Genomic DNA, 19,277 nt, shown 5'->3' on the forward strand with positions numbered 1-19,277 from the left:
TATCGTTGCCCATGGAGCAACTCACTATACGGCATGCCGGTCTCCGAGTCGAATCACCTCAGGGCAGCGCCACCGGCGCCCACAACACGTCGTCGATGGCGGCAGCGTTGGTGGCCAGCATGACCAGGCGGTCGAAGCCCAGCGCGATGCCGGCGCAGTCGGGCAGGCCGAATTCCAGGGCCGCCAGGAAATCGGCGTCGATGGGATAGCGCTCACCATACAGCGCCTGCTTCAAATCCATATCGGCTTCGAAACGAGCCTTCTGAACAGCGGCATCCGTCAGCTCACCGAAGGCGTTGGCCAACTCGACGCCGCAGGCGTACAGCTCGAACCGTTCCGCCACGCGGCCGTCTTCCGGCTTGGGCCGCGACAGCGCGGCCATGGACACGGGGTAGTCGGTCAGGAAGGTCGGCCGGCCCATGCCCAGGTGAGGCTCGATACGATCCAGGCTGATGCGGAAGAACAAATCCTCCCAGGTGTCACCGGCATGGGCGTGGATGCCCACGGCTTCGGCCGCCTGGGCCAGCAGGGCCACGTCCGGCCGGGCGGGATCGGGTGCCGTCGCCAGCAGGTCGATGCCGACATGGCGCTGGAACGCCTCCTGCACCGTCAGTACCTCCCACGCCGCCAGCGGATCGCAGGTGAGATCGCCCCGGCGCAGGATATCGACGCCGGCGGCGGCGCACAGCGCCCGGGTCAGGCCGATGCAATCGTCCATCAGGTCGCGGTAGCCCGCCCCCACCCGGTACCATTCCAGCATGGCGAATTCCGGGCTGTGGGTGGGGGAGCGCTCGCCATTCCTGTAGACATGGGCCAGTTGGAAAATGCGCGGCAGCCCCGCCACCAGCAGCTTCTTCATGGTGAATTCGGGGCTGGTGTGCAGCCGCAGGGTCAGCCGGTCGTCGGGATGGCTGCCCACTAGTTCCGTGGCGAAGGCCATCAGGTGCGGCTCCAGCCCCGGGGACACCTGCAGGGCTGGCGTCTCCACCTCCTCGAAGTCTTCATTCTCGAACCAGCGGCGCAGGGCGCGGGTCATGGCGCCACGCGCCTTCAGGTTGGCGGCGCGCAGGGCCATGCGGTCGGGGTGCCACCAGGGTTGGGTGCGGGTCTTCATGACTGGTGGTCCTTCCACGACAAGCGATATGCTGGGCGGCATACCGTTCCCACCTGCCGCTGTCGAGTCCCGTGGCCAAATCCACCCCCGTCAAGAAATCCAAGGTCCCGCCCGCGGTGACGCCCGCGCCCCAGCTGGAGCCCAAGCCGGAACCCAAGGTGCCGGGCGCGGCCCCCAACGTCACCCTGCGCTGGGACGGCGCCCGCATCAGCGAATGGAACGCCCTGCTGAAGCGGGTGCCGCGCAGCAGCCTGACGCAATGCTTCGGCTACGCCGCCGCCATGATGACGGTGGAGGGCTGGAAGCCGCGCCTGGGCATCTTCGAACGGGATGGGCAGCCCATCGGTCTGGTGCTGGTGCTGGAGAAGCGCCTGGCCCGCGCCGTGCGGGTGGCCAAGGTACATCGCGGCCCCCTACTGGTGCCGGAGGCGCAGGACTGGGGCACCGTGGGCGTGGTTTACCGCCTGCTGCGCCAGGCCTATCCCACCGGCCTGCTGCGCTGGCCCAGCGTGATCGCCGAGGTGCCGGCCGGACCCTTGGCCACCACGGCGCTGACATGGGCCGGCTGGCGTCATCAGCCGGGGCCCGGCTATCGGACCATCTGGCTGGACCTGACGCCGGATGAAGCCGCCTTGCGTGCCAAGCTGGACCCCAAGTGGCGCAACAAGCTGCGCCAAGGGGAGAAGTCCGGCCTGGTGGTGGAGGTGGACCGCGATGGCGCCACCCTGCCCTGGCTGCTGGAAAAGCACGAGGCCGACCGCAAGGAGCGCAAGTACCGCGCCGCCAGCACCAAGCTGCTGACCCGCCTGCGCACCGCCATGCACAAGGATGGCGACGTCCTGGTCCTGCGCGCCCTGCTGGAGGGGGAGCCGGTGGCGGGCATGCTGATCTTCGGCCACGGCGTGGCCGCGACCTACCAGGTGGGATGGAGCGGCCCGGAAGGCCGCCGCACCCGTGCCCACCATCTGCTGCTGTGGCGGGCCTGCCTGGAACTGAAGGCCCAGGGCCGCGTCGCCTTCGACCTGGGCGGCCTGACGCCGGACGTGGAGGGCATCAACACCTTCAAGCGCGGCCTGGGCGGGGAAGAGGCGGAACTGGCCGGCGTGTGGAACTAGAGCAGATCGCCCAAAGGTGGAACCGCCTTTGGGCGTGAAGCTGCTCGCGGGACAGACTCAGCGAGAGCTGGCTGCGTTTGGTTTTACGCAGCCAGCTCTCGCGTTTACAGTCCCTCAATCGCCGGCGACCGCGGGCGCGGTCTACAGCGGCGTGGGGCCCCCGCGCCGCTGCCCCTATCACCGTTGGTCGAGCTTCAGCTCGATGCGGCGGTTGCGGGCGCGGACGTCGGGGGTGTCGCCCGGTTCCAGCGGCTGGAACTCACCGAAGCCGGTGGAGGCCAGGCGCTCCGGCGCCACGCCCTGCTGGATCAGGAACTTCACCACCGCCGTGGCGCGGGCGGAGGACAGTTCCCAGTTGCTGGCGAAGGCGGGGGTGTGGATGGGAACGGCATCCGTATGGCCGTCCACCCGCAGGATCCAGTTCAGATCCTTGGGAAACTTCTTGGAGATGTCCAACAGGGTCTTGGCCAGGCTGGCCAGCTGCTTGCGGCCCCGGTCGCCCAGTTCGGCGCTGCCGCTGTCGAACAGCACCTCGGACTGGAAGACGAAGCGGTCGCCGACGATGCGGATGTCCGGCCGGTCGCCCAGCACCTCGCGCAGCTTGCCGAAGAACTCGGAGCGATAGCGGGCCAGTTCCGCCACCTTGCCGGCGAGGGCGGCGTTCAGGCGCTTGCCCAGATCCACGATCTGGACCTGCTGTTCCTTGTCCTTCTGCTCCGACGCGGCCAGCGCGGCATTTAGTTGGGCAAGCTGCTGACGCAGCGCCGCCAACTGCTGGTTCAGCAGGTCCACCTGCGCCTTGGCCTGGGCGCTGACGTTCTTCTCGTTATCCAGCTCCGCCTGCTTGACACCGGCGGCGTCGGTCAGGGCCTGCACTTGCGCCGCCAGATCGTCCTTGGCCTTGCCCGCAGCGTCCAGATCCGCCTGCAACTGGGTGTTCTTGGCCAGCGACGCCTGCAACTGCTCCGTCAGGGCCGCCATGTCGGCGGTCAGCTTGGCCTTGTCCGCCTGCTCCATGGCCAGTTGGTCGGCCAGCAGGGCGATGCGGCTGTTCAGTTGGGCCAGCGCCTCATCCTTGCCGTGCAGCAGGGAGGTGAGCGCGAACTGCGACAGCACGAACACCATCAGCAGGAAGACGATGACCATGACCAGGGAGGACAGCGCGTCCACCCAACCGGGCCAGATGTCGAGATGGCGGCGCGAGGCCCGCCGGCCGATGCCCGCCATGGCTTAACGCTCCGCCCCTTCGCCCAGCGCCGCGATGGTGCGGGTCAGGATCTTGATCTCGGTGCGGATTTCCTGGGTGGACTGGACGCGGCCGGTGGCCACCTCCTCCACCAGACGGGCGAGGTAGAGGTCCAGGTTGCGCAGGTGGGCACGGCTGGCATCGTCCAAGCCGCCACCGCCAAGGCCCCCCGCCTGCCCCAGCTGGTCGGTCAGGCGCTGCAGCACGGGCCGCATCTCCATCTGACCTTCCGCCAGGCGTACCATCAGCTGCTGTTCCGCCTTCATCTGGTCCGACAGGGTGGCCAGCCGCTCCGTCAGCGCCACCAGGTGGCTGTTGGCGTTGCGCCGGTTATCCTCCCCCTGCGCCATGGTGTATTGCAGCTTCTCGATGTTCTCGGCCGTCGTCTCCAGCAGGGCCTGGATGTAGGCCGGCACCGGCTGGTCGCCCGCCTCCACCAGGCCGCCACCGCCGATGCGGGTGGAGCCGGCCAGCCAATCCTCCAGATCCATGTAGAAGCGGTTCTGCGCCTGACCGGCCTGCAGCTCCAGGAAGCCCAGCACCAGGGACCCGGCCAGGCCGAACAGGCTGGCGCTGAAGGCCGTGCCCATGCCGGCCAGCGGGGCGGCCAAGCCCTGCTGCAGTTCGGAGAAGATGGCGACCGCGTCGCCGTTGCCCATCTTCAGGCCGGAGATGACGCCGCCGATGGTGGAGACGGTCTGCAAGAGGCCCCAAAAGGTGCCCAACAGGCCCAGGAAGATCATGAGGCCGATCAGATAGCGGCTGATCTCCCGGCTTTCGTCCAGGCGGGCACTGACGCCATCCAACAGGGACCGGGTGGCGATGGCCGACAGGTTGAGGCGGCTGCCCGCCATGCCCGCCGTGCCGCCGCGGCCGCGATCGCCCAGCATATGGGCCATGGGCGCCAGCAGGCGCGGCTGGGTGGAGGTGGCCCCGCCGCTGCGGAAGGTTTCCAGCCATTCGACCTCGGGCCGCAGCATCATGGCCTGGCGGAAGATGTAGAGGATGCCGATGGCCAGCGCCCCCAGGATCAAGCCGTTCAGGGCGGGATTGGCCATGAAGAACCGCTCCACCTGCGGGTAGAGCACCCCCATCACCGCGGCGATGGCCGCCAGGAACACACACATGCGGAACAGATAGGGGGTCGGGCGCGACATTGTTTTCCTTTATCGCTGCGGCGGGTTGGCCCCGGACGGCTGCCACCGTCCCGGCCCGCGGGGACTGGCTCAGTGGATGAAGGTCAGCTCCACCCGGTCGAAGACCTCAGGCGGCAGGTCGGAGCCCTTGGCGGCCCCGCGCACGGCGTTCTTGTCGTCCTGGTCGCCATTGACGGACCCCATGGCGTACACCACCAGCCGCTCCTTGGGTACGCCCAAGGCCATCAGGCGGTCACGCACGGCGTTGGCACGGATGAGCGACAGGCGCCGGGCGGCGGCCTCCCGGTCCAGGGCCGGCAGCGGGGCATATGCCCGTATCTCCAGACGACGGTTGGGGTCCTGCCCCAGGCGTCCGGCGACAGCGGTCAAGGCCGCCTCCTGCTTCTTGTCCAGGGTGGTGGACCCGGCGGTGAAGGGCACGACCAGACGGTCCGCCGGGGTGGCGGGCGTGCCCTTGTCCACATGGGTGACGCCCCGTGGCCGGATGTCGGAAGTCACGGGCGGCTGGGCCCCCTCCGGTTCCGGCGTGCGGCCGGGGATGGGCGTCGCCTCCGGCTTGGTCAGCGCCTTCGGCATGTCGGGCACCGGCACCACCTTGGGCGTGGGCGCGGGCTTGGCCCGTTCGATGGTGGGCGTGCCCAGCTCGCCGGAACTGGGCGGGGTGGTCGCCTTGCCCGACTGGCTGTCGGTGGATTGGCCGGGAACGGCCGGCGCCGGCGCGGCCTTGGGCGCCTTATGCTGGGCGGCCTTCGGCTTCGGGGCGGGATGCGCCGCCGGCTCCTGCGGGCTGGATCCCTTTCCAGCGTCGACGGTTCCGCCCTGAGGAGCGCCTGTGGGAGAGGCGCCAGCGGCCGGAACATCGGTCGGGGAGGTCTGGGCATAGGCCGGAATCGCCAACAACGCGGCGGCCACAACAGCTAGAACGGGCACAGGGGGCATGGTGGGGCGACGCATACGGGTAACGGCTTTCGGCAGGCTGACTAGACCTTGGAAATGTGGCCAATCCATGGTCCGCGCAACCTTTTTATCACCGCTTTGGCTCACCGGCCCTGTTTCATGACGCCGCCTGCCGCATCCCGTGCTTGACGCCACCCCTTAATTTAGAATAATTCTAAGTCACTGATTAACACCGGCGGCCCATCCGGCGCCGCCCCACCAGACCATCGGTCAGGAGCCCACCCCCATGCTGCCCCAGCCGCAGACCGCCGCCGCCCCTTCCGCCCACACGTTCACGTTCCAGCGTCTGGGCGGTCAAGGCGCCATCCCCCTGGCCGCCTTCGCCGGGCAGCCGGTTCTGGTGGTGAATACCGCCAGCAACTGCCGCTTCACCAACCAGTATGAGGATTTGCAGGCCCTGCACGCCAAGTACGGCCCCCGCGGCCTGGTGGTGCTGGGGGTGCCATCCAACGACTTCGGCAAGCAGGAACCCGGCTCCGCCTCGGAAATCGGCGCCTTCTGCCAGCGCAACTACGGCGTCGAGTTCACCATGGCGGACAAGGAAGTGGTGGTGGGCGCCACGGCCCATCCGTTCTTCGGCTGGCTGGTGGATGTCGCCGGCGAGGACGCCGCCCCGCGCTGGAACTTCCACAAGTACCTGCTGGGCAAGGATGGTCGCCTGGTCCGTTACTGGTCGTCCGTTTTCCGCCCGTCCAATGAGGCCATCATCCAGGCGGTGGAAACGGCCCTGGCCTGATCGCCCCTCCCGGAAGCGACTGAACCGTTCCCCGGCGCCACCGGCACCGGGGGGTGGCTTCGTCAGAAACGATAGCCCACCGCCGCGAAGGCGCGGGCGCTGGTGGCGGCGTAGGTCACCGGGCTGTCGGCCGCGTCGCCCAGCAAGCGCTTAACCGTCACGTCACCGGTCACGAACCAGTGGTCAGTGATGCGATACCGGGCCAGGGCACCGGCGCTGACATCCTTGAAGCCGGCCCCAGCGCTGTAGGCGGCGAAACGGCTGGCGGCGGCCTGGGCCGGGGTGACGCCGAAATAGGCTTGCATATAGCTGTCGCTGGCCCAGCTCACGCCGACATGGGGCGTCAGGGTCAGGCGCTCGGCCAGCTTCAGGGGCAGGCCGACACCACCGGTCACCACCACGCCATCGTTCTGGTCCCCAGTGTACTTCACGGCGGACAGGTCAAGGCTGAGCCGCCCCAGCTGATAGGCGCCGAAGACCTTGAAGCCCAGGGACTTGTCCACGTCGCCCATGCCCTTAAGCCGGTCGTCGCCGTTGTTGAACAAGCCGTTGCCCTTGCTGTCGTTACGGCCGGGGTCGAAGGTCAGGCCGGCGCCGACGCGGAAATCGCCATGGTGCCAATAGGCGCTGAGCCCCTCGGGTCCCATGGTCAGCATGTCGTTATAGCGGACGGTGAACAGCGGCACGGGGCTGGCCTGGTAACGGTCGCTGCCCTCGTACGTCGGGCGTACGGCCACGCCTGCACCGAGGCTGACGTCCCACACCGGTGCTGGCCAGACCGACGTTGGCTGGGCGGTTGCATCCTCGGCCATCGCCGGCGCGGCGAGCAGGGAGGCGACGGCGGTCACAAGGGTGGATACGGGAATGAGAATCTTGCGGGGAAACATGGGCGCTTGGCCTCTCACAGGGGAAACGGCGTCCGGTGGCCGCCCCCAACCGCGCCGACCGCCAGGACGCTGGGATCGTGCCTTGCCAATCTTGGCGGCTGATGTCGTGTTTGCTGCGGCGGCGGCACAATGTGTCCGGCCTGAAATAATTGGCCGGGACAACGGACACAGGCGCGGGGAAGGGGCGTGCTAGCATGCGGCCATGAACCTGACGCCGCCGCACTCCCCCACCCTGCTGATCGTCGACGACGATGAGGACATCCTGTCCCTGTTGACCCTGTTCTTCCAAAAGCACGGCTACAGCGTGCGCGTGGCGGAGGAAGGTGGGGGCATGCGCGCGGCCCTGGCGGCGGAGCCGGTGGATCTGGTGATCCTGGACGTCATGCTGCGCGGGGAGGATGGGTTCAGCCTGTGCCGTTCCCTGCGCACGGCGTCCCGCGTGCCGGTCATCATGCTGACCGCCATGGCCGACCATACCGACCGCGTCGTCGGGCTGGAGATCGGGGCGGACGACTACCTGACCAAGCCCTTCGACGCGCGCGAGCTGCTGGCCCGGGTCAAGGCCGTCCTGCGGCGAACCCATGACGGGGGCGGCGCGGTGGCCGAAACCCGCCCCTGCCTGGGCTTCGCCGGCTGGCGACTGGACGTGGCGCGGCGCGAGCTACGGTCCGAGGACGGCACCCTGGTGCTGCTGTCGGGCGGGGAGTTCGACCTGCTGCTGGCCTTCGTGGAGCATCCGCAGCGCGTGCTGACCCGTGACCAGCTGCTGGATCTGGCGCGGGGGCTGAGCCACGGGGCCTATGACCGCAGCATCGACGTGCAGGTCAGCCGCCTGCGCCACAAGCTGGAGGACGACCCCAAGAATCCCGCCCTGATCCGCACCGTCCGCAACGGCGGCTACATCTTCACACCCCAGGTGCGACGGCAATGAGGTCGCTTTGGCCGCTGGACACCATCGCCCGTCGTTTCGCCCTGACCATCATGGCGGCGGTGACAGTGGCCGCGACCTTGAGCGCCCTGGCCGTCAGCTTCGCCGGCATCTGGCTGCCGCCGCCCGCCAACGAGGCCGGCCTGTTCCAGGCGGTCACCAGCATCAGCCACGCCATGGACACCGCCCCGCCGGAGATACGGCCGGCCCTGGCCCGCGCCGCGTCTACCAAGCTGTATGAGGTCGACTGGTACGACGCCGCCAGCCCCCTGGCCGTGGCGCTGGACCGGGAATCGGGACCGGAGGACATCCATCCCCTGCCCAGCCCCTGGCTGGAGGCACTGGGACAGCGGGCCCTGGTGTTCACCGCGACAGCGGCGGACGCGAGCCGCATGGGCTTGCGGGCCGACATGGGAACGCACCCGCGCCCACGCTTCCTGGGCGTGCCGCTGAAGGATGGCAGCTGGCTGGTCTACATGGCGCGGGACTGGTCCCGGGATCTGGTGCGTCTGTCCCGCATCGCCATCATCCTGGTGCTGCTGTTGCTGTCGGCCGCGGCCGTTTCGCTGATCGCGGCGCGGCAACTGTCCCGCCCCATCGAACGTATCGCCGCCGCCGCGCGGCAGTTCGGCACCGATCCCAAGGCGCCCCCCATCATCGAGTCGGGCCCTCGCGAACTGCGCGGTGTCATCCGGGCCTTCAACGGCATGCAGGGGCAGATCCAGAAGTTCGTGGGATACCGCACCGCCATGCTGGCGGCCATTTCGCACGACCTGCGCACCCCTCTGACCCGCATGCGGCTGCGCGGCGAATTCGTAGAGGATCCGGTGCAACAGGCGCGGCTGTTCCGCGATGTAGACGAGATGCAGGCCATGGTGGACGGGGCCTTGGCCTTTTTCCGCGATGACGCGGATGAGGAGGCGGTGACGGCCTTCGACCTGGCGGGCCTGCTGATCACCATCGCCGACGAATTCGCCGACCAGGGAATCACCATCCCCTATGTGGGACCGCCGCATGCCGTCTATCGCGGCCGGCCCTTCGCACTCAAGCGCGCGTTCACCAATCTGGTCGAGAACGCCGTCAGGCACGCGACACCGCCGACGGTGACGCTGGATGACGCACAGGTGCAAAACGGGGCGGGAAACCTGGTCATCACGGTGCGGGACGAGGGCCCGGGCATCCCGGACGATGCGCTGGAGCAGGTGTTCAGCCCGTTCTTCCGCCTGGACCGGTCCCGCAACCGGGTCACGGGCGGCGTGGGCCTGGGGCTGACCGCCGCGCTCGCCATCATCCGCGCCCATGGCGGCGACATCATCCTGTCCAACCGGATCCTGTCCAACCGGCCAGGCGGGGGGCTGGATGCCCGGGTGACGCTGCCCGTCACCTGAAAATGAAACGGCCCGGACGGGACGGTCCGGGCCGTTTCCACTAATCGGAATAAACCCGTCAGCCGGCGGCCTTCTTGCCGGCGTTGCGCAGCAGCGTGCCCAGGGGCAGGTGCAGATGGGCGTTGGCGGCCAGCACGCTGGCGCCGCTCTGCGGGTTGCGCCCGCCGCCGATCTCGGTGGCGAAACCGCCGGCCTCGGTCACCATCAGCAGGCCCGCGGCCACGTCCCACGGCTTCAGGTTGGTCTCGAAGAAACCGTCGAAACGGCCGGCCGCGACATAGGCCAGGTCCAGGGCGGCGGCGCCGAGACGGCGGATGCCGGCGACCTCGCCCATCACCGCCTGCAACTGGGGCAGATAGGCGGCGTGGTCGCCATGGCCCTTGAACGGAATGCCGGTGGCGATCAGGGCGTCGGGCATGGCGCGGCGGGCGGAAACACGCAGGCGGGTGTGGTTCAGGAAGGCGCCGGCGCCCTTTTCCGCCCAGAACATCTCATCATGCACCGGCTCGTACACCACGCCGGCGACGATCTCGCCTTCCTTCTCCAGCGCGATGGTGATGGCCCAGTGCGGCAGCCCGTGCAGGAAGTTGGTGGTGCCATCCAGCGGATCGACGATCCAGCGATGCGACGGGTCGCTGCCGGCGACGGTGCCCGTCTCCTCCAGCAGGAAGCCGAAGCTGGGACGGGCCTTGGCCAGTTCCTCGCGGATGATGTTTTCCGACTTGCGGTCGGCGGCGGACACGAAGTCCGCCGGGCCCTTGCGGGAAACCTGCAGCTGCTCCACCTCGCCGAAGTCGCGCACCAGGGCGCGGCCCGCCTTCTCGGCGGCTTTGGTCATGACGTTGAGGATAGCGGAACGGGCGGCCATGGGGTGTCCCTTTTGATCTCATCACGGGGCAGGTCCCCGGGGGACCGCCCTACCATAAAAGCCGAGAGCGAATTCCACCGGAAGGCGGAATTCGCTCTGGCAACGAACCAGCCGCCCGAGGGCGGCGGCGGGAAGGAGGCTTAGTCCTTCGCGCGTTCCATATATTCGCCCTCGGCGGTGCTGACCACCACGCGGGTGCCGGCTTCGATGTGCGGCGGAACCAGGATGCGCACACCGTTTTCCAGCACGGCCGGCTTGTAGGAGGAAGAGGCCGTCTGGCCCTTCACCACCGGGTCGGCCTCGGTGATCCGCAGGGTCACGGTCTGTGGCAGTTCGACGGACAGCGGCGCGCCTTCGAAGGTCTGCACCGTCACTTCCATGCCATCGGTCAGGAAGACCTTGCCGTCACCAACGACATCGCCGGGGATGGAGACCTGCTCGAAGGTTTCCTTGTCCATGAAGGTGTAGCTGTCGCCGTCCTCGGCGAACAGGAAGGTCATCTCATGTTCGTCCAGGCGGGCACGTTCCACGCTTTCCTGGGTACGGAAGCGCTCGATCGTCTTGGTGCCCGTGCGCACGTCCTTCATCTCGATCTGGATGAAGGCGCCGCCCTTGCCGGGCTGCACGATCTGCGTCTTCACGACCACCCACAGCTTGCCGTTATTCTCCATAACGTGGCCGGGGCGCATGGTGTTGGCGTTAACCTTCATGGTGCTTCAACTTTAACCTGGGTGTTTGTGAGCGGCGGGGACCCTAGCAGCTTGTGGCCGGCCGGACAAGGTCGGCCGAAATTCCCCGGGCGCATGCCCCTTCGGCGTTATGCCTCGCGAAAGAGGCCGACCTGGCCCCGCGATGGGGGCGGCAGGGGACGGGTGCCCGCGGAACCGCCCACGGAAAAAGGCCCGGCGGGCGGATGCCAGCCGGGCCTGATCAAGTCTGGGATGGGAAACAGGGAATGAGGGGATTCAAGAAGATAAAAAGGCGGTCAACGAGACTCAGGGCTTAATCAGGGCGCCGACCGCGGCACCACCCGCGGCGCCGATCGCCGCACCTGCCAGAACCGGACCGCCCACGATGGCGGTCAGGGCGGCACCGCCTGCGGCGCCGATGGCGCCACCAGACAGCGCGCGCTGCTGGCGGGCGTTCAGACCGGAGCAACCGGCCAACAGGGAGCCAGCGACAACGACGATGACAGCTTTCTTCAACATGATGGCCTCGGTGCTCTCTTGTTTTGAACCGGGGCGGAACCTGAAGGGTGCCGCCCCGGGCCGGACTTGATGCCGACTGAATGGGATGGGCTAGGTGGATAGGGTCAGCGGATGGGGATGACCACGTTCAGGCCGACCGGCGGATAATAGACCGGCGGGGGCGGCGGGGGGGCGTAGTACACCGGGGGCGGCGGCACGTACACCGGACGGGGCGGCGGGGCGTAGTAGTACGGGGGGGGCGCCACGTAGACCCGGGGACCGTAGTAATCGTGATAGCGGTAGTAGCCGCGGTGATGGTGCCAGTACTCATCAGCCTTGGCCTTGGTCGCGGTCAGACCGGATGCGGCGACCCCGACCACGACCAGGGCGGCAACCGCGGCAAAGCGCTTTACCTTCGCCAGACGCAGGAAATCGCTCGTCATGATCTTAACCTCCAAAACGTGGGACGCTCGCTTGTCGGCTGATGCCGTCGTCGGCTTCCCATGACTGGTAATCTGAAGGTGGATGTTGACGATTTAAGGGCGATGTTTGCCTTAATGCGACCGCAATTAAAAACGGCCGGAAGCAACACACTCCCGGCCGTTTCGTCAATTAATTCAATGAACTGGTGGCTTGATCAGCGCACCACCTGGCCGGCGCCGCGGCCGCGCGGATCGGACGCGGTTTCCAGATCCGTGCCGATCACGCGCACGGCCTCCACGTCGCCCATGTTCCAGCCCTGGTTCACCAGCGTGTAGCCCATGGCCTTCAGCTTGTCGGCCTCCGGGCCCGTCAGCGGGGCGTAGGGGTCGTAATAGATGGTGTCCTTGGGCAGCAGTTGATGGTGGACCCGCTGCGCCGCCACAGCCGCCTGCAAGGGCATGTGGAAGTCATAGACGTTGCTCATCACCTGGAAGACGCCGGTGAAGATGCGGGAGCCGCCGGGCGTGCCCAGCACCAGGCTGACCTTGCCGTCGCGGGTCACGATGGTGGGGGTCATGGAGGACAGCATGCGCTTGCCCGGCTGGATGGCGTTGGCGTCCTTGCCCACCACGCCGAAGCCGTTGGGCACGCCCGGCTTGGCGCTGAAGTCATCCATCTCGTCATTCATCAGGAAGCCGGCGCCCTCCACCACCTCGCCGTTCCCGAACTCGAAATTCAGGGTGTAAGTGTTGGAGACGGCGTTGCCCCACTTGTCGACCACGGAGAAGTGCGTGGTCTCATTGGGCTCCAGCCCCGGCTTCACATCGGGGGTGGGGGAAATGGCGTTCGGGTTGATCTCCCCCGCCCGCTTGGCCAGGTAGTCGTCGCTGATCAGCTTTTCCACCGGCACCTTGTAGAAGTCCGGGTCGCCCAGGTACTCGGCGCGGTCGGCGAACACCCGCTTCTCGATCTCCGCCAGCAGGTGGATGTACTTGGCGGAGTTCAGCGGCACGTCCTTGAAGTCGGCGGCGCGCAGCTCCTTCATCTTCAAGAGCTGGGCCAGAGCCTCCCCGCCTGAGCTGGGCGGCGGCGCGGTATAGACGACGTTGCCCTGCCAGGTGAACTGGATGGGTTCCCGCCACTTGGCCTTATAGTCCGCCAGATCCTGCGCCGTGATCAGGCCGCCGTCCTTCTTCATCTGCGCGACCAGCAGCTGCGCCGTCTTGCCGGTGTAGAACTCCTTGGGCCCGTCCTTGGCGATGCGCTTCAGCGTCTCGGCCAATTCCGGCTGGATGAAGGTCTTGCCCGCCTGCATCTGGCCGAAATACCGGGCGAAGTTGGTGCCCGCGAACTGCGCCATCATGTCGGTGCGGTAGGCGATGATCTTGTCGGAGGGCAGGAAGCCCTTCTCCGCCAGGGTGATGGCCGGCTGCATCACCCGTGCCCAGGGCAGCGTGCCGAAACGGTGGTGCGCCTCCCACAGGCCCATGACGGTGCCGGGCACGCCGGCGGCCTTGGCCCCCACCAGGCTGAGCTTGGGGATCACGTTGCCCTGGGCATCCAGGTACATGGTGCGGGTGGCAGCCTTGGGCGCCACCTCCCGGTAATCGACGAAGTAGGGCTTGCCGTCGACGAACAGGGTCATGAAGCCGCCGCCGCCGATGTTGCCGGCCTCGGGATAGGTCACGGCCAAGGCGAAGGCGGTGGCCACGGCCGCGTCCACGGCGTTGCCGCCGGCCTTCAGGATCTCCGCCCCCGCCGCCGTGCCGAAGCTGTCGGCCGAGGCCACCGCGCCTCCGGACAGCAGCGCGGCGGGCGCCGCGGCGCTCTCCTTGGCCTGGACCTGCGGCAGGGCGGCGACCAGTGCCAACCCGACCAGCGTCCCGCCCAGGGCATTGAGAACCCACCGGCGCGTGACGCCTTTCATCAACCGACCCTTGCCACCCTCGCCACCCTGCCAGGACCCCATCGGTCACCCCTCTTGTTTGCATCGTTGTCCGCTCAACCGCGGAAGCGTTCAGCATGCCCAGGTCGCCCGCGAAAGATAAGATGATTTTGCGCTGCGACAGGATGAGCGGGGCTTGATCTTCATCTCATATATGGGAAATATTCCCATTATGGAACAGACGCCCGCCCCCGCCCCTTTCGACCAACGCCTGGCCGCCCGCCTGGCAAGCCTGCGCCTGGAACGCGGCTGGACGCTGGAAACCCTGGCGGAGCACAGCGGCATCAGCCGGGCCACCCTATCCCGCCTGGAGCGGGGGGAGACCAGCCCCACCGCCGCCCTGCTGGGGCGGCTGTGCACCGCCTACGAACGGCCCATGTCCCGCCTGCTGGCGGAGGTGGAGGCCGATCCGCAGCAGTTCATCCCCCGCGCCTCCCAGCCCGTCTGGACCGATCCGGAAACCGGCTTCCACCGTCGGGGCATCTCCCCGCCCGCCACCGGCTATATGACGGAGATGGTGGAGGGCACGCTGCCGCCGGGTGCCGTCATCGCCTATCAGGCGCCCCCGGTGGCGGGGCTGGAGCATCATTTGTGGATGCTGTCGGGCCGGCTGGACCTGACTTTGGACGGCACACGCCACGCCCTGTCGGCGGGGGACATGCTGCGCTACCGACTGACGGGCGGCAGCCGCTTCCACTGCCCCGGCCCGGACGCCGCGCATTACGTCATCGCCATCACCCGCCCCTGAGCCACCGCCGAGCCATCATGACCAGCCTGACCATCCGCGAAATCCCCGCCGCCGAGCTGGACGCCCTGACCCCGGCGCTGAGCGGCATCCTGCACGCCTGCATCCTGGGCGGGGCCAGCGTCGGCTTCATCCTGCCCTTCACCGAGGGCGAAGCCGCCGCCTTCTGGCAAGGCCTGCGGCCGGGCCTGGAGACGGGAGGGCGGCGCCTGCTGGGCGCCTGGCTGGGAAACCGCCTGGTGGGCACGGTGCAGTTGCTGCTGGCCGGCCCGCCCAACGGCCGCCACCGGGCGGAGGTCGCCAAAATGCTGGTCCATCCCGACGCCCGCCAACGCGGCATCGGCCGCGCCTTGATGACCGCCGTCGAGGCGCTGGCCCGGACGGAGGGGCGCACCCTGCTGCTGCTGGACACCGGCAGTGACGAGGGCCGGGCGCTGTACCGCTCCGTCGGGTTCCAGACCGTGGGCGACATCCCAGGATATGCCATCCATGTCGATGGCTCAGCCCTGGCCACGACCATCCTGTACAAGCATTTAACAGAATCAACGACGGGGAATTACGGCGCCTGAACGGCGTTACCTCGGCCAATTACCCGCCATCGCCAGTAAAAAATGTTGCGCCCGCAGCATTTTCACCCCCGCGCGCCCTGCCCCCGCCTTGCCGCCCCTGCGCACTAGGGTTAAGGTCGCAGCCGGTCCCGGCAGGGCGGACCCGCGCCAAAGCCGGCGGGGGAACCGGCCCGAAACGCGCCGGACAGCCATGAATAGGGGCGGTTAAGGCGGCAATGGGTTTCACGCTGGCAGTCGGCACATTCCTACAGCATTTGATCAACGGCCTGACCCTGGGCGCCATCTACGGACTGATCGCCATCGGCTACACCATGGTGTACGGCATCATCCGCATGATCAATTTCGCCCATGGCGAGATTTACATGATCGGCGCCTTCATCGCCGTCACCACCTTCACCCTGCTGCTGGGGGCGGGCGTGACCTCGGTGCCGCTGGCCCTGGTCATCGTGCTGGCCATCTCCTGCACCTTCACCGCCGCCTATGGCTGGACCATCGAGCGCGTGGCCTATCGGCCGCTGCGCACGGCGCCCAAGCTGGCGCCCTTCATCTCCGCCATCGGCATGTCCATCCTGCTGCAGAACTTCGTCATGCTGACCCAGGGCGCGCGGTCGAAGTCGCTGCCCCCGGTCATGACGGGCGGCGTCACCCTGTGGCACGACGGCGACTTCAGCTTGGGCCTGACCAACATCCAGATGTTCATCATCCTGCTGACCGTGGCGCTGATGGCCGGGTTCACCCTGGTCATCAACCGCACCGCCCTGGGCCGCGCCCAGCGGGCGTGTGAGCAGGACCGGACCATGGCGGCATTGCTGGGCATCAATGTGGACCGCACCATCTCCCTAACCTTCGTGCTGGGGGCCGGGCTGGCGGCGGTGGCCGGCGTCATGGTCACGCTCTATTACGGCGTCATCGACTTCTACATCGGCTTCCTGGCCGGCATGAAGGCCTTCACCGCCGCCGTGCTGGGCGGCATCGGCAGCCTGCCGGGCGCCATGCTGGGCGGCCTGCTGATCGGCCTGATCGAGGCCTTCTTCTCCGGCTACGTCTCCAGCGCCTATAAGGACGTGGCGGCGTTTTCCATCCTGATCCTGGTGCTGGTGGTCCGCCCCTCGGGCCTGCTGGGCCGTCCTGACATCGAGAAGGTGTGAGGTCATGGCCGCACCCGCTAACGCCCCGATTCCTTTCCCCCATCGCCTGCGCGACGCCGGCATCGCCGGCCTGGTCGCCATGGCGTTGGCCGTGCCCTTCCTGGGCCTGCGCACCGTCAACCTGGACCAAGGGTTGGTGGTGCAGACCAACCTGGCCTATGTGCCCCTGGCCGGCGTCCTCGTCTTCCTGGGCCGGCTGATCCTGGGCCTCCTGGCGGGTCCGCTGGCCAAAGCCACAGCCCCCCTCGCCAACTGGCGACCGCCGGCCAGTACCCAGCGCCTGCGTCCCTGGGGTGGCCCGCTGCTGGTGCTGGCCGCCGCCGCCCTGCCTTTCCTGCCCTTCGCCAACCGTTACATCATCGACCTGGGCACAACGGCGCTGATCTACATCCTGCTGGCGACAGGCCTGAACATCACCGTCGGCCTGGCCGGGCTGCTGGATTTGGGCTTCGCCGCCTTCTACGCCATCGGCGCCTATACCTGCGCCCTGACCACCACGCAGTTGCATTGGGGGTTCTGGCCGGCGCTGGCGGCGGGGGGGCTGGCGTCCAGCCTGTTCGCCGTGCTGCTGTCCCTGCCCATCCTGCGGCTGCGCGGCGACTATCTCGCCATCGTCACCCTGGGCTTTGGCGAGATCACCCGCATCGTCATCCTGAACTGGCAGAGCCTGACCGGCGGGCCCAACGGCGTCTCCGGCATCGCCCGACCCACCCTGTTCGGCCTGACCTTCGACCGGCGGGCGCCGGAGGGCGGCCACACCTTCAGCGAAATCACCGGCATCGCCTACGCGCCGGAACACCGGCTGATCTTTCTCTATCTGCTCATCCTGGCGCTGACCGCGCTGGCGGCCTACACCGTGGCCCGCCTGCGCCGCCTGCCCATCGGCCGCGCCTGGGAGGCCCTGCGCGAGGATGAGATCGCCTGTCGCTCCCTGGGGATCAACCCCACCATGGTGAAGGTTTCCGCCTATGCCACCGGCGCCCTGATGGGCGGGCTGGCCGGCTGCTTCTTCGCCGCCCGCCAGGGCTTCGTCAGCCCGGAAAGCTTCGGCTTCATGGAGTCGGCCACCATCCTGGCCATCGTGGTGCTGGGCGGCATGGGTAGCCAGGCGGGCGTGATCATCGCGGCCTTGTTCATCGTCGTGCTGCCGGAGCTGGCGCGCGGCTTCGCCGACTACCGCATGCTGGCCTTCGGCCTGGCCATGATCCTGATCATGATCTGGAAGCCGGGCGGCCTGCTGGCCGGCCGCCTGCCGACCATCCGGCTGTCGACCGCCAAGCCCAAGCCCGTGGCGGAGGCCGCGTTATGACGACTGAGCCCCTTCTTGATGTTCAGGGCCTTACCATGCGCTTCGGCGGCCTGCTGGCCGTGGACGGCGTGGACCTGACCGCCGACCGCAACCGCATCACCGCCTTGATCGGCCCCAACGGCGCCGGCAAGACCACCATCTTCAACTGCCTGACCGGCTTCTACAGACCCACGGCCGGCCGGCTGCTGCTGCGCCACCCGACCCGGGGGCCCATCGAGCTGCAAAAGCTGAAGGGCTACGGCGTCGCCCGCACCGGCGTCGTGCGCACCTTCCAGAACATCCGCCTGTTCCCCAGCATGACAGTGCTGGAAAACCTGCTGGTGGCCCAGCACCAGACGCTGATGCCCAAATCCGTCTTCTCCCTGGCCGGCCTGCTGAACCTGAAGGGCTGGCGCGCGGCGGAAGAGGCGGCGGTGGAAACGGCGCGCGACTGGCTGCGCCGGCTGGACCTGCTGGCCGTGGCGGATGAGGCGGCGGGCAACCTGTCCTACGGCATGCAGCGCCGGGTGGAGATCGCCCGCGCCATGAGCACCAACCCCCTGCTGCTGTGCCTGGATGAGCCGGCGGCGGGATTGAACCCCCGCGAAACGCGGGCGCTGGCCGACCTGCTGGCCGGCATCCGCGCCGAACACGGCATCGGCATCCTGCTGATCGAACATGACATGGGCCTGGTCATGGACATTTCCGACCGCATCTTCGTCGTCGACCATGGCGCCCGCATCGCCGCCGGCACGCCCGCCGAAATCCGCAATGACGCGCGGGTGATCAAGGCCTATCTGGGCGAACCCGACGCGGACGATCTGGCGCACGCCGGCGTGGGGGCCCCCTGATGGCCGGCCCGCTGCTGCAACTGTCCGACGTCCACGCCAGCTATGGCCCCGTGCACGCCCTGCGCGGCGTCAACGTGACGGTGAACGAGGGGGAGATCGTCACCCTCATCGGTGCCAATGGTGCCGGCAAGTCCACCCTGCTGATGACCCTCTGCGGCAACCCGCGACCCAGCCAGGGCCAGATCCTGTTCCAGGACAAGAGCCTGGTGGGCCTGCCGCCGCACCTGATCGCGGCGCAGGGCATCGCCCAGGTGCCCGAGGGACGGCGCATCTTCCCGCGCATGACGGTGCTGGAAAACCTGCGGCTGGGCGCCACCCTGGCCGACCCCGCCCACTTCGCCGAGGATCTGGCCACCTGCTATGGCCTGTTCCCCATTCTGGAGAAGCGCCAGGCCCAGCGTGCGGGCACACTGTCGGGCGGGGAGCAGCAGATGCTGGCCATCTCCCGCGCGCTGATGAGCCGGCCGCGCGTGCTGCTGCTGGACGAGCCCTCGCTGGGCCTCGCCCCCCTCATCATCCGCCAGATCTTCCAGGTCATCGAGCAGCTGAACCGGGAACGCGGCATGACCATCCTGCTGGTGGAGCAGAACGCCTACCACGCGCTAAAGCTGGCCCACCGCGCCTATGTCCTGGCCTCGGGCGAGGTGGTGCTGACGGGTTCAGGGCGCGAGTTGCTGGCCAACGAGCAGGTGCGCGCGGCGTACCTGGAGGGTGGGGCGCATTAA

20 protein-coding genes are annotated in these 19,277 nt (G+C 68.1%); 10 read left to right on the plus strand and 10 right to left on the minus strand.

Annotation, left to right across the window (positions count from 1 at the left end; genetic code table 11):
- Window positions 1-58 precede the first annotated feature (58 nt).
- Window positions 59-1,114, minus strand: a complete 1,056-nt coding sequence (gene epmA / locus FBZ90_RS02960) for an EF-P lysine aminoacylase EpmA (RefSeq protein WP_145729558.1) — start codon at window positions 1,112-1,114, stop codon at window positions 59-61.
- Window positions 1,115-1,230: 116 nt separating this feature from the next.
- Here epmA and FBZ90_RS02965 point away from each other — a divergent pair, with 116 nt between their 5' ends.
- A complete protein-coding gene (locus FBZ90_RS02965) occupies window positions 1,231-2,229 on the plus strand; it encodes a lipid II:glycine glycyltransferase FemX (RefSeq protein WP_246130124.1) in 999 nt (332 codons plus the stop codon).
- 177 nt (window positions 2,230-2,406) lie between these two features.
- Here FBZ90_RS02965 and FBZ90_RS02970 read toward each other — a convergent pair whose 3' ends face one another.
- The 3 genes from FBZ90_RS02970 to FBZ90_RS02980 form a co-directional block, all read right to left on the minus strand.
- Window positions 2,407-3,456 (minus strand): peptidoglycan -binding protein, encoded by a 1,050-nt coding sequence (locus FBZ90_RS02970; RefSeq protein WP_145729560.1) that lies wholly within the window; start codon window positions 3,454-3,456, stop codon window positions 2,407-2,409.
- A gap of 3 nt (window positions 3,457-3,459) precedes the next feature.
- Complete coding sequence (locus tag FBZ90_RS02975) at window positions 3,460-4,632, minus strand: coiled-coil domain-containing protein (protein ID WP_145729561.1); 1,173 nt, start codon at window positions 4,630-4,632, stop codon at window positions 3,460-3,462.
- 69 nt (window positions 4,633-4,701) lie between these two features.
- The gene (locus FBZ90_RS02980; protein WP_145729562.1) at window positions 4,702-5,586 is read right to left on the minus strand and encodes an OmpA family protein; all 885 of its coding nucleotides are present in this window, start codon (window positions 5,584-5,586) and stop codon (window positions 4,702-4,704) included.
- A gap of 229 nt (window positions 5,587-5,815) precedes the next feature.
- Between FBZ90_RS02980 and FBZ90_RS02985 the strand changes: the two genes are divergently transcribed.
- Entirely contained in the window at window positions 5,816-6,325 is a 510-nt protein-coding gene (locus FBZ90_RS02985; protein ID WP_145729563.1) for a glutathione peroxidase, read from the plus strand.
- 62 nt (window positions 6,326-6,387) lie between these two features.
- On the opposite strand, the gene FBZ90_RS02990 is transcribed toward FBZ90_RS02985, so the two are convergent.
- Window positions 6,388-7,212, minus strand: coding sequence for a MipA/OmpV family protein (locus FBZ90_RS02990; RefSeq protein WP_145729564.1), 825 nt, complete (start codon window positions 7,210-7,212; stop codon window positions 6,388-6,390).
- Between the two features lie 202 nt (window positions 7,213-7,414).
- On the opposite strand from FBZ90_RS02990, the gene FBZ90_RS02995 reads away from it, so the two are divergent.
- Window positions 7,415-8,143, plus strand: coding sequence for a response regulator (locus FBZ90_RS02995; RefSeq protein WP_145729565.1), 729 nt, complete (start codon window positions 7,415-7,417; stop codon window positions 8,141-8,143).
- Window positions 8,140-9,528, plus strand: a complete 1,389-nt coding sequence (locus tag FBZ90_RS03000) for an ATP-binding protein (protein WP_145729566.1) — start codon at window positions 8,140-8,142, stop codon at window positions 9,526-9,528. Before FBZ90_RS02995 ends, FBZ90_RS03000 begins: the two co-directional genes overlap by 4 nt.
- 58 nt (window positions 9,529-9,586) lie before the next feature.
- Here FBZ90_RS03000 and FBZ90_RS03005 read toward each other — a convergent pair whose 3' ends face one another.
- The 5 genes from FBZ90_RS03005 to ggt form a co-directional block, all read right to left on the minus strand.
- Window positions 9,587-10,396, minus strand: a complete 810-nt coding sequence (locus FBZ90_RS03005) for an inositol monophosphatase family protein (protein ID WP_145729567.1) — start codon at window positions 10,394-10,396, stop codon at window positions 9,587-9,589.
- A 140-nt stretch (window positions 10,397-10,536) separates the two neighbouring features.
- On the minus strand, window positions 10,537-11,106 hold the full coding sequence (gene efp, locus FBZ90_RS03010; RefSeq protein ID WP_145729568.1) for an elongation factor P: 570 nt from the start codon (window positions 11,104-11,106) through the stop codon (window positions 10,537-10,539).
- A 285-nt stretch (window positions 11,107-11,391) separates the two neighbouring features.
- On the minus strand, window positions 11,392-11,604 hold the full coding sequence (locus FBZ90_RS03015) for a hypothetical protein (protein WP_145729569.1): 213 nt from the start codon (window positions 11,602-11,604) through the stop codon (window positions 11,392-11,394).
- Between the two features lie 104 nt (window positions 11,605-11,708).
- Window positions 11,709-12,026, minus strand: a complete 318-nt coding sequence (locus FBZ90_RS03020) for a hypothetical protein (protein WP_145729570.1) — start codon at window positions 12,024-12,026, stop codon at window positions 11,709-11,711.
- A gap of 194 nt (window positions 12,027-12,220) precedes the next feature.
- Complete coding sequence (ggt, locus tag FBZ90_RS03025; protein WP_246130125.1) at window positions 12,221-13,933, minus strand: gamma-glutamyltransferase; 1,713 nt, start codon at window positions 13,931-13,933, stop codon at window positions 12,221-12,223.
- A gap of 190 nt (window positions 13,934-14,123) precedes the next feature.
- Here ggt and FBZ90_RS03030 point away from each other — a divergent pair, with 190 nt between their 5' ends.
- The 6 genes from FBZ90_RS03030 (at window position 14,124) to FBZ90_RS03055 (ending at window position 19,277) form a co-directional block, all read left to right on the plus strand.
- Window positions 14,124-14,699 (plus strand): helix-turn-helix domain-containing protein, encoded by a 576-nt coding sequence (locus tag FBZ90_RS03030; RefSeq protein WP_186455580.1) that lies wholly within the window; start codon window positions 14,124-14,126, stop codon window positions 14,697-14,699.
- Window positions 14,700-14,716: 17 nt separating this feature from the next.
- Window positions 14,717-15,265 carry a GNAT family N-acetyltransferase gene (locus tag FBZ90_RS03035; RefSeq protein ID WP_145729571.1) on the plus strand — a complete coding sequence of 183 codons (549 nt, stop codon included), beginning with the start codon at window positions 14,717-14,719 and terminating at the stop codon, window positions 15,263-15,265.
- 215 nt (window positions 15,266-15,480) lie between these two features.
- Window positions 15,481-16,413, plus strand: coding sequence for an ABC transporter permease subunit (locus FBZ90_RS03040; RefSeq protein WP_004273582.1), 933 nt, complete (start codon window positions 15,481-15,483; stop codon window positions 16,411-16,413).
- Window positions 16,414-16,417: 4 nt separating this feature from the next.
- On the plus strand, window positions 16,418-17,722 hold the full coding sequence (livM, locus tag FBZ90_RS03045) for a high-affinity branched-chain amino acid ABC transporter permease LivM (RefSeq protein WP_145729572.1): 1,305 nt from the start codon (window positions 16,418-16,420) through the stop codon (window positions 17,720-17,722).
- Entirely contained in the window at window positions 17,719-18,552 is an 834-nt protein-coding gene (gene livG / locus FBZ90_RS03050; RefSeq protein ID WP_145729573.1) for a high-affinity branched-chain amino acid ABC transporter ATP-binding protein LivG, read from the plus strand. The genes livM and livG overlap by 4 nt, the downstream gene beginning before the upstream one ends.
- On the plus strand, window positions 18,552-19,277 hold the full coding sequence (locus FBZ90_RS03055; RefSeq protein WP_145729574.1) for an ABC transporter ATP-binding protein: 726 nt from the start codon (window positions 18,552-18,554) through the stop codon (window positions 19,275-19,277). The genes livG and FBZ90_RS03055 overlap by 1 nt, the downstream gene beginning before the upstream one ends.

It is taken from the genome of Nitrospirillum pindoramense (genome assembly GCF_007827955.1).
GTDB lineage: Bacteria > Pseudomonadota > Alphaproteobacteria > Azospirillales > Azospirillaceae > Nitrospirillum > Nitrospirillum amazonense_B.

Excerpts from the sequence above, each read along its gene's own strand:
- epmA (WP_145729558.1), bottom strand. The coding sequence starts at position 1,114 with ATGAAGACCCGCACCCAACCCTGGTGGCACCCCGACCGCATGGCCCTG.
- FBZ90_RS02970 (WP_145729560.1), bottom strand. The coding sequence starts at position 3,456 with ATGGCGGGCATCGGCCGGCGGGCCTCGCGCCGCCATCTCGACATCTGG.
- FBZ90_RS02975 (WP_145729561.1), bottom strand. The coding sequence starts at position 4,632 with ATGTCGCGCCCGACCCCCTATCTGTTCCGCATGTGTGTGTTCCTGGCG.
- FBZ90_RS02980 (WP_145729562.1), bottom strand. The coding sequence starts at position 5,586 with ATGCGTCGCCCCACCATGCCCCCTGTGCCCGTTCTAGCTGTTGTGGCC.
- FBZ90_RS02985 (WP_145729563.1), top strand. The coding sequence starts at position 5,816 with ATGCTGCCCCAGCCGCAGACCGCCGCCGCCCCTTCCGCCCACACGTTC.
- FBZ90_RS02990 (WP_145729564.1), bottom strand. The coding sequence starts at position 7,212 with ATGTTTCCCCGCAAGATTCTCATTCCCGTATCCACCCTTGTGACCGCC.
- FBZ90_RS02995 (WP_145729565.1), top strand. The coding sequence starts at position 7,415 with ATGAACCTGACGCCGCCGCACTCCCCCACCCTGCTGATCGTCGACGAC.
- FBZ90_RS03000 (WP_145729566.1), top strand. The coding sequence starts at position 8,140 with ATGAGGTCGCTTTGGCCGCTGGACACCATCGCCCGTCGTTTCGCCCTG.
- FBZ90_RS03005 (WP_145729567.1), bottom strand. The coding sequence starts at position 10,396 with ATGGCCGCCCGTTCCGCTATCCTCAACGTCATGACCAAAGCCGCCGAG.
- efp (WP_145729568.1), bottom strand. The coding sequence starts at position 11,106 with ATGAAGGTTAACGCCAACACCATGCGCCCCGGCCACGTTATGGAGAAT.
- FBZ90_RS03015 (WP_145729569.1), bottom strand. The coding sequence starts at position 11,604 with ATGTTGAAGAAAGCTGTCATCGTCGTTGTCGCTGGCTCCCTGTTGGCC.
- FBZ90_RS03020 (WP_145729570.1), bottom strand. The coding sequence starts at position 12,026 with ATGACGAGCGATTTCCTGCGTCTGGCGAAGGTAAAGCGCTTTGCCGCG.
- ggt (WP_246130125.1), bottom strand. The coding sequence starts at position 13,933 with ATGAAAGGCGTCACGCGCCGGTGGGTTCTCAATGCCCTGGGCGGGACG.
- FBZ90_RS03030 (WP_186455580.1), top strand. The coding sequence starts at position 14,124 with ATGGAACAGACGCCCGCCCCCGCCCCTTTCGACCAACGCCTGGCCGCC.
- FBZ90_RS03035 (WP_145729571.1), top strand. The coding sequence starts at position 14,717 with ATGACCAGCCTGACCATCCGCGAAATCCCCGCCGCCGAGCTGGACGCC.
- FBZ90_RS03040 (WP_004273582.1), top strand. The coding sequence starts at position 15,481 with ATGGGTTTCACGCTGGCAGTCGGCACATTCCTACAGCATTTGATCAAC.
- livM (WP_145729572.1), top strand. The coding sequence starts at position 16,418 with ATGGCCGCACCCGCTAACGCCCCGATTCCTTTCCCCCATCGCCTGCGC.
- livG (WP_145729573.1), top strand. The coding sequence starts at position 17,719 with ATGACGACTGAGCCCCTTCTTGATGTTCAGGGCCTTACCATGCGCTTC.
- FBZ90_RS03055 (WP_145729574.1), top strand. The coding sequence starts at position 18,552 with ATGGCCGGCCCGCTGCTGCAACTGTCCGACGTCCACGCCAGCTATGGC.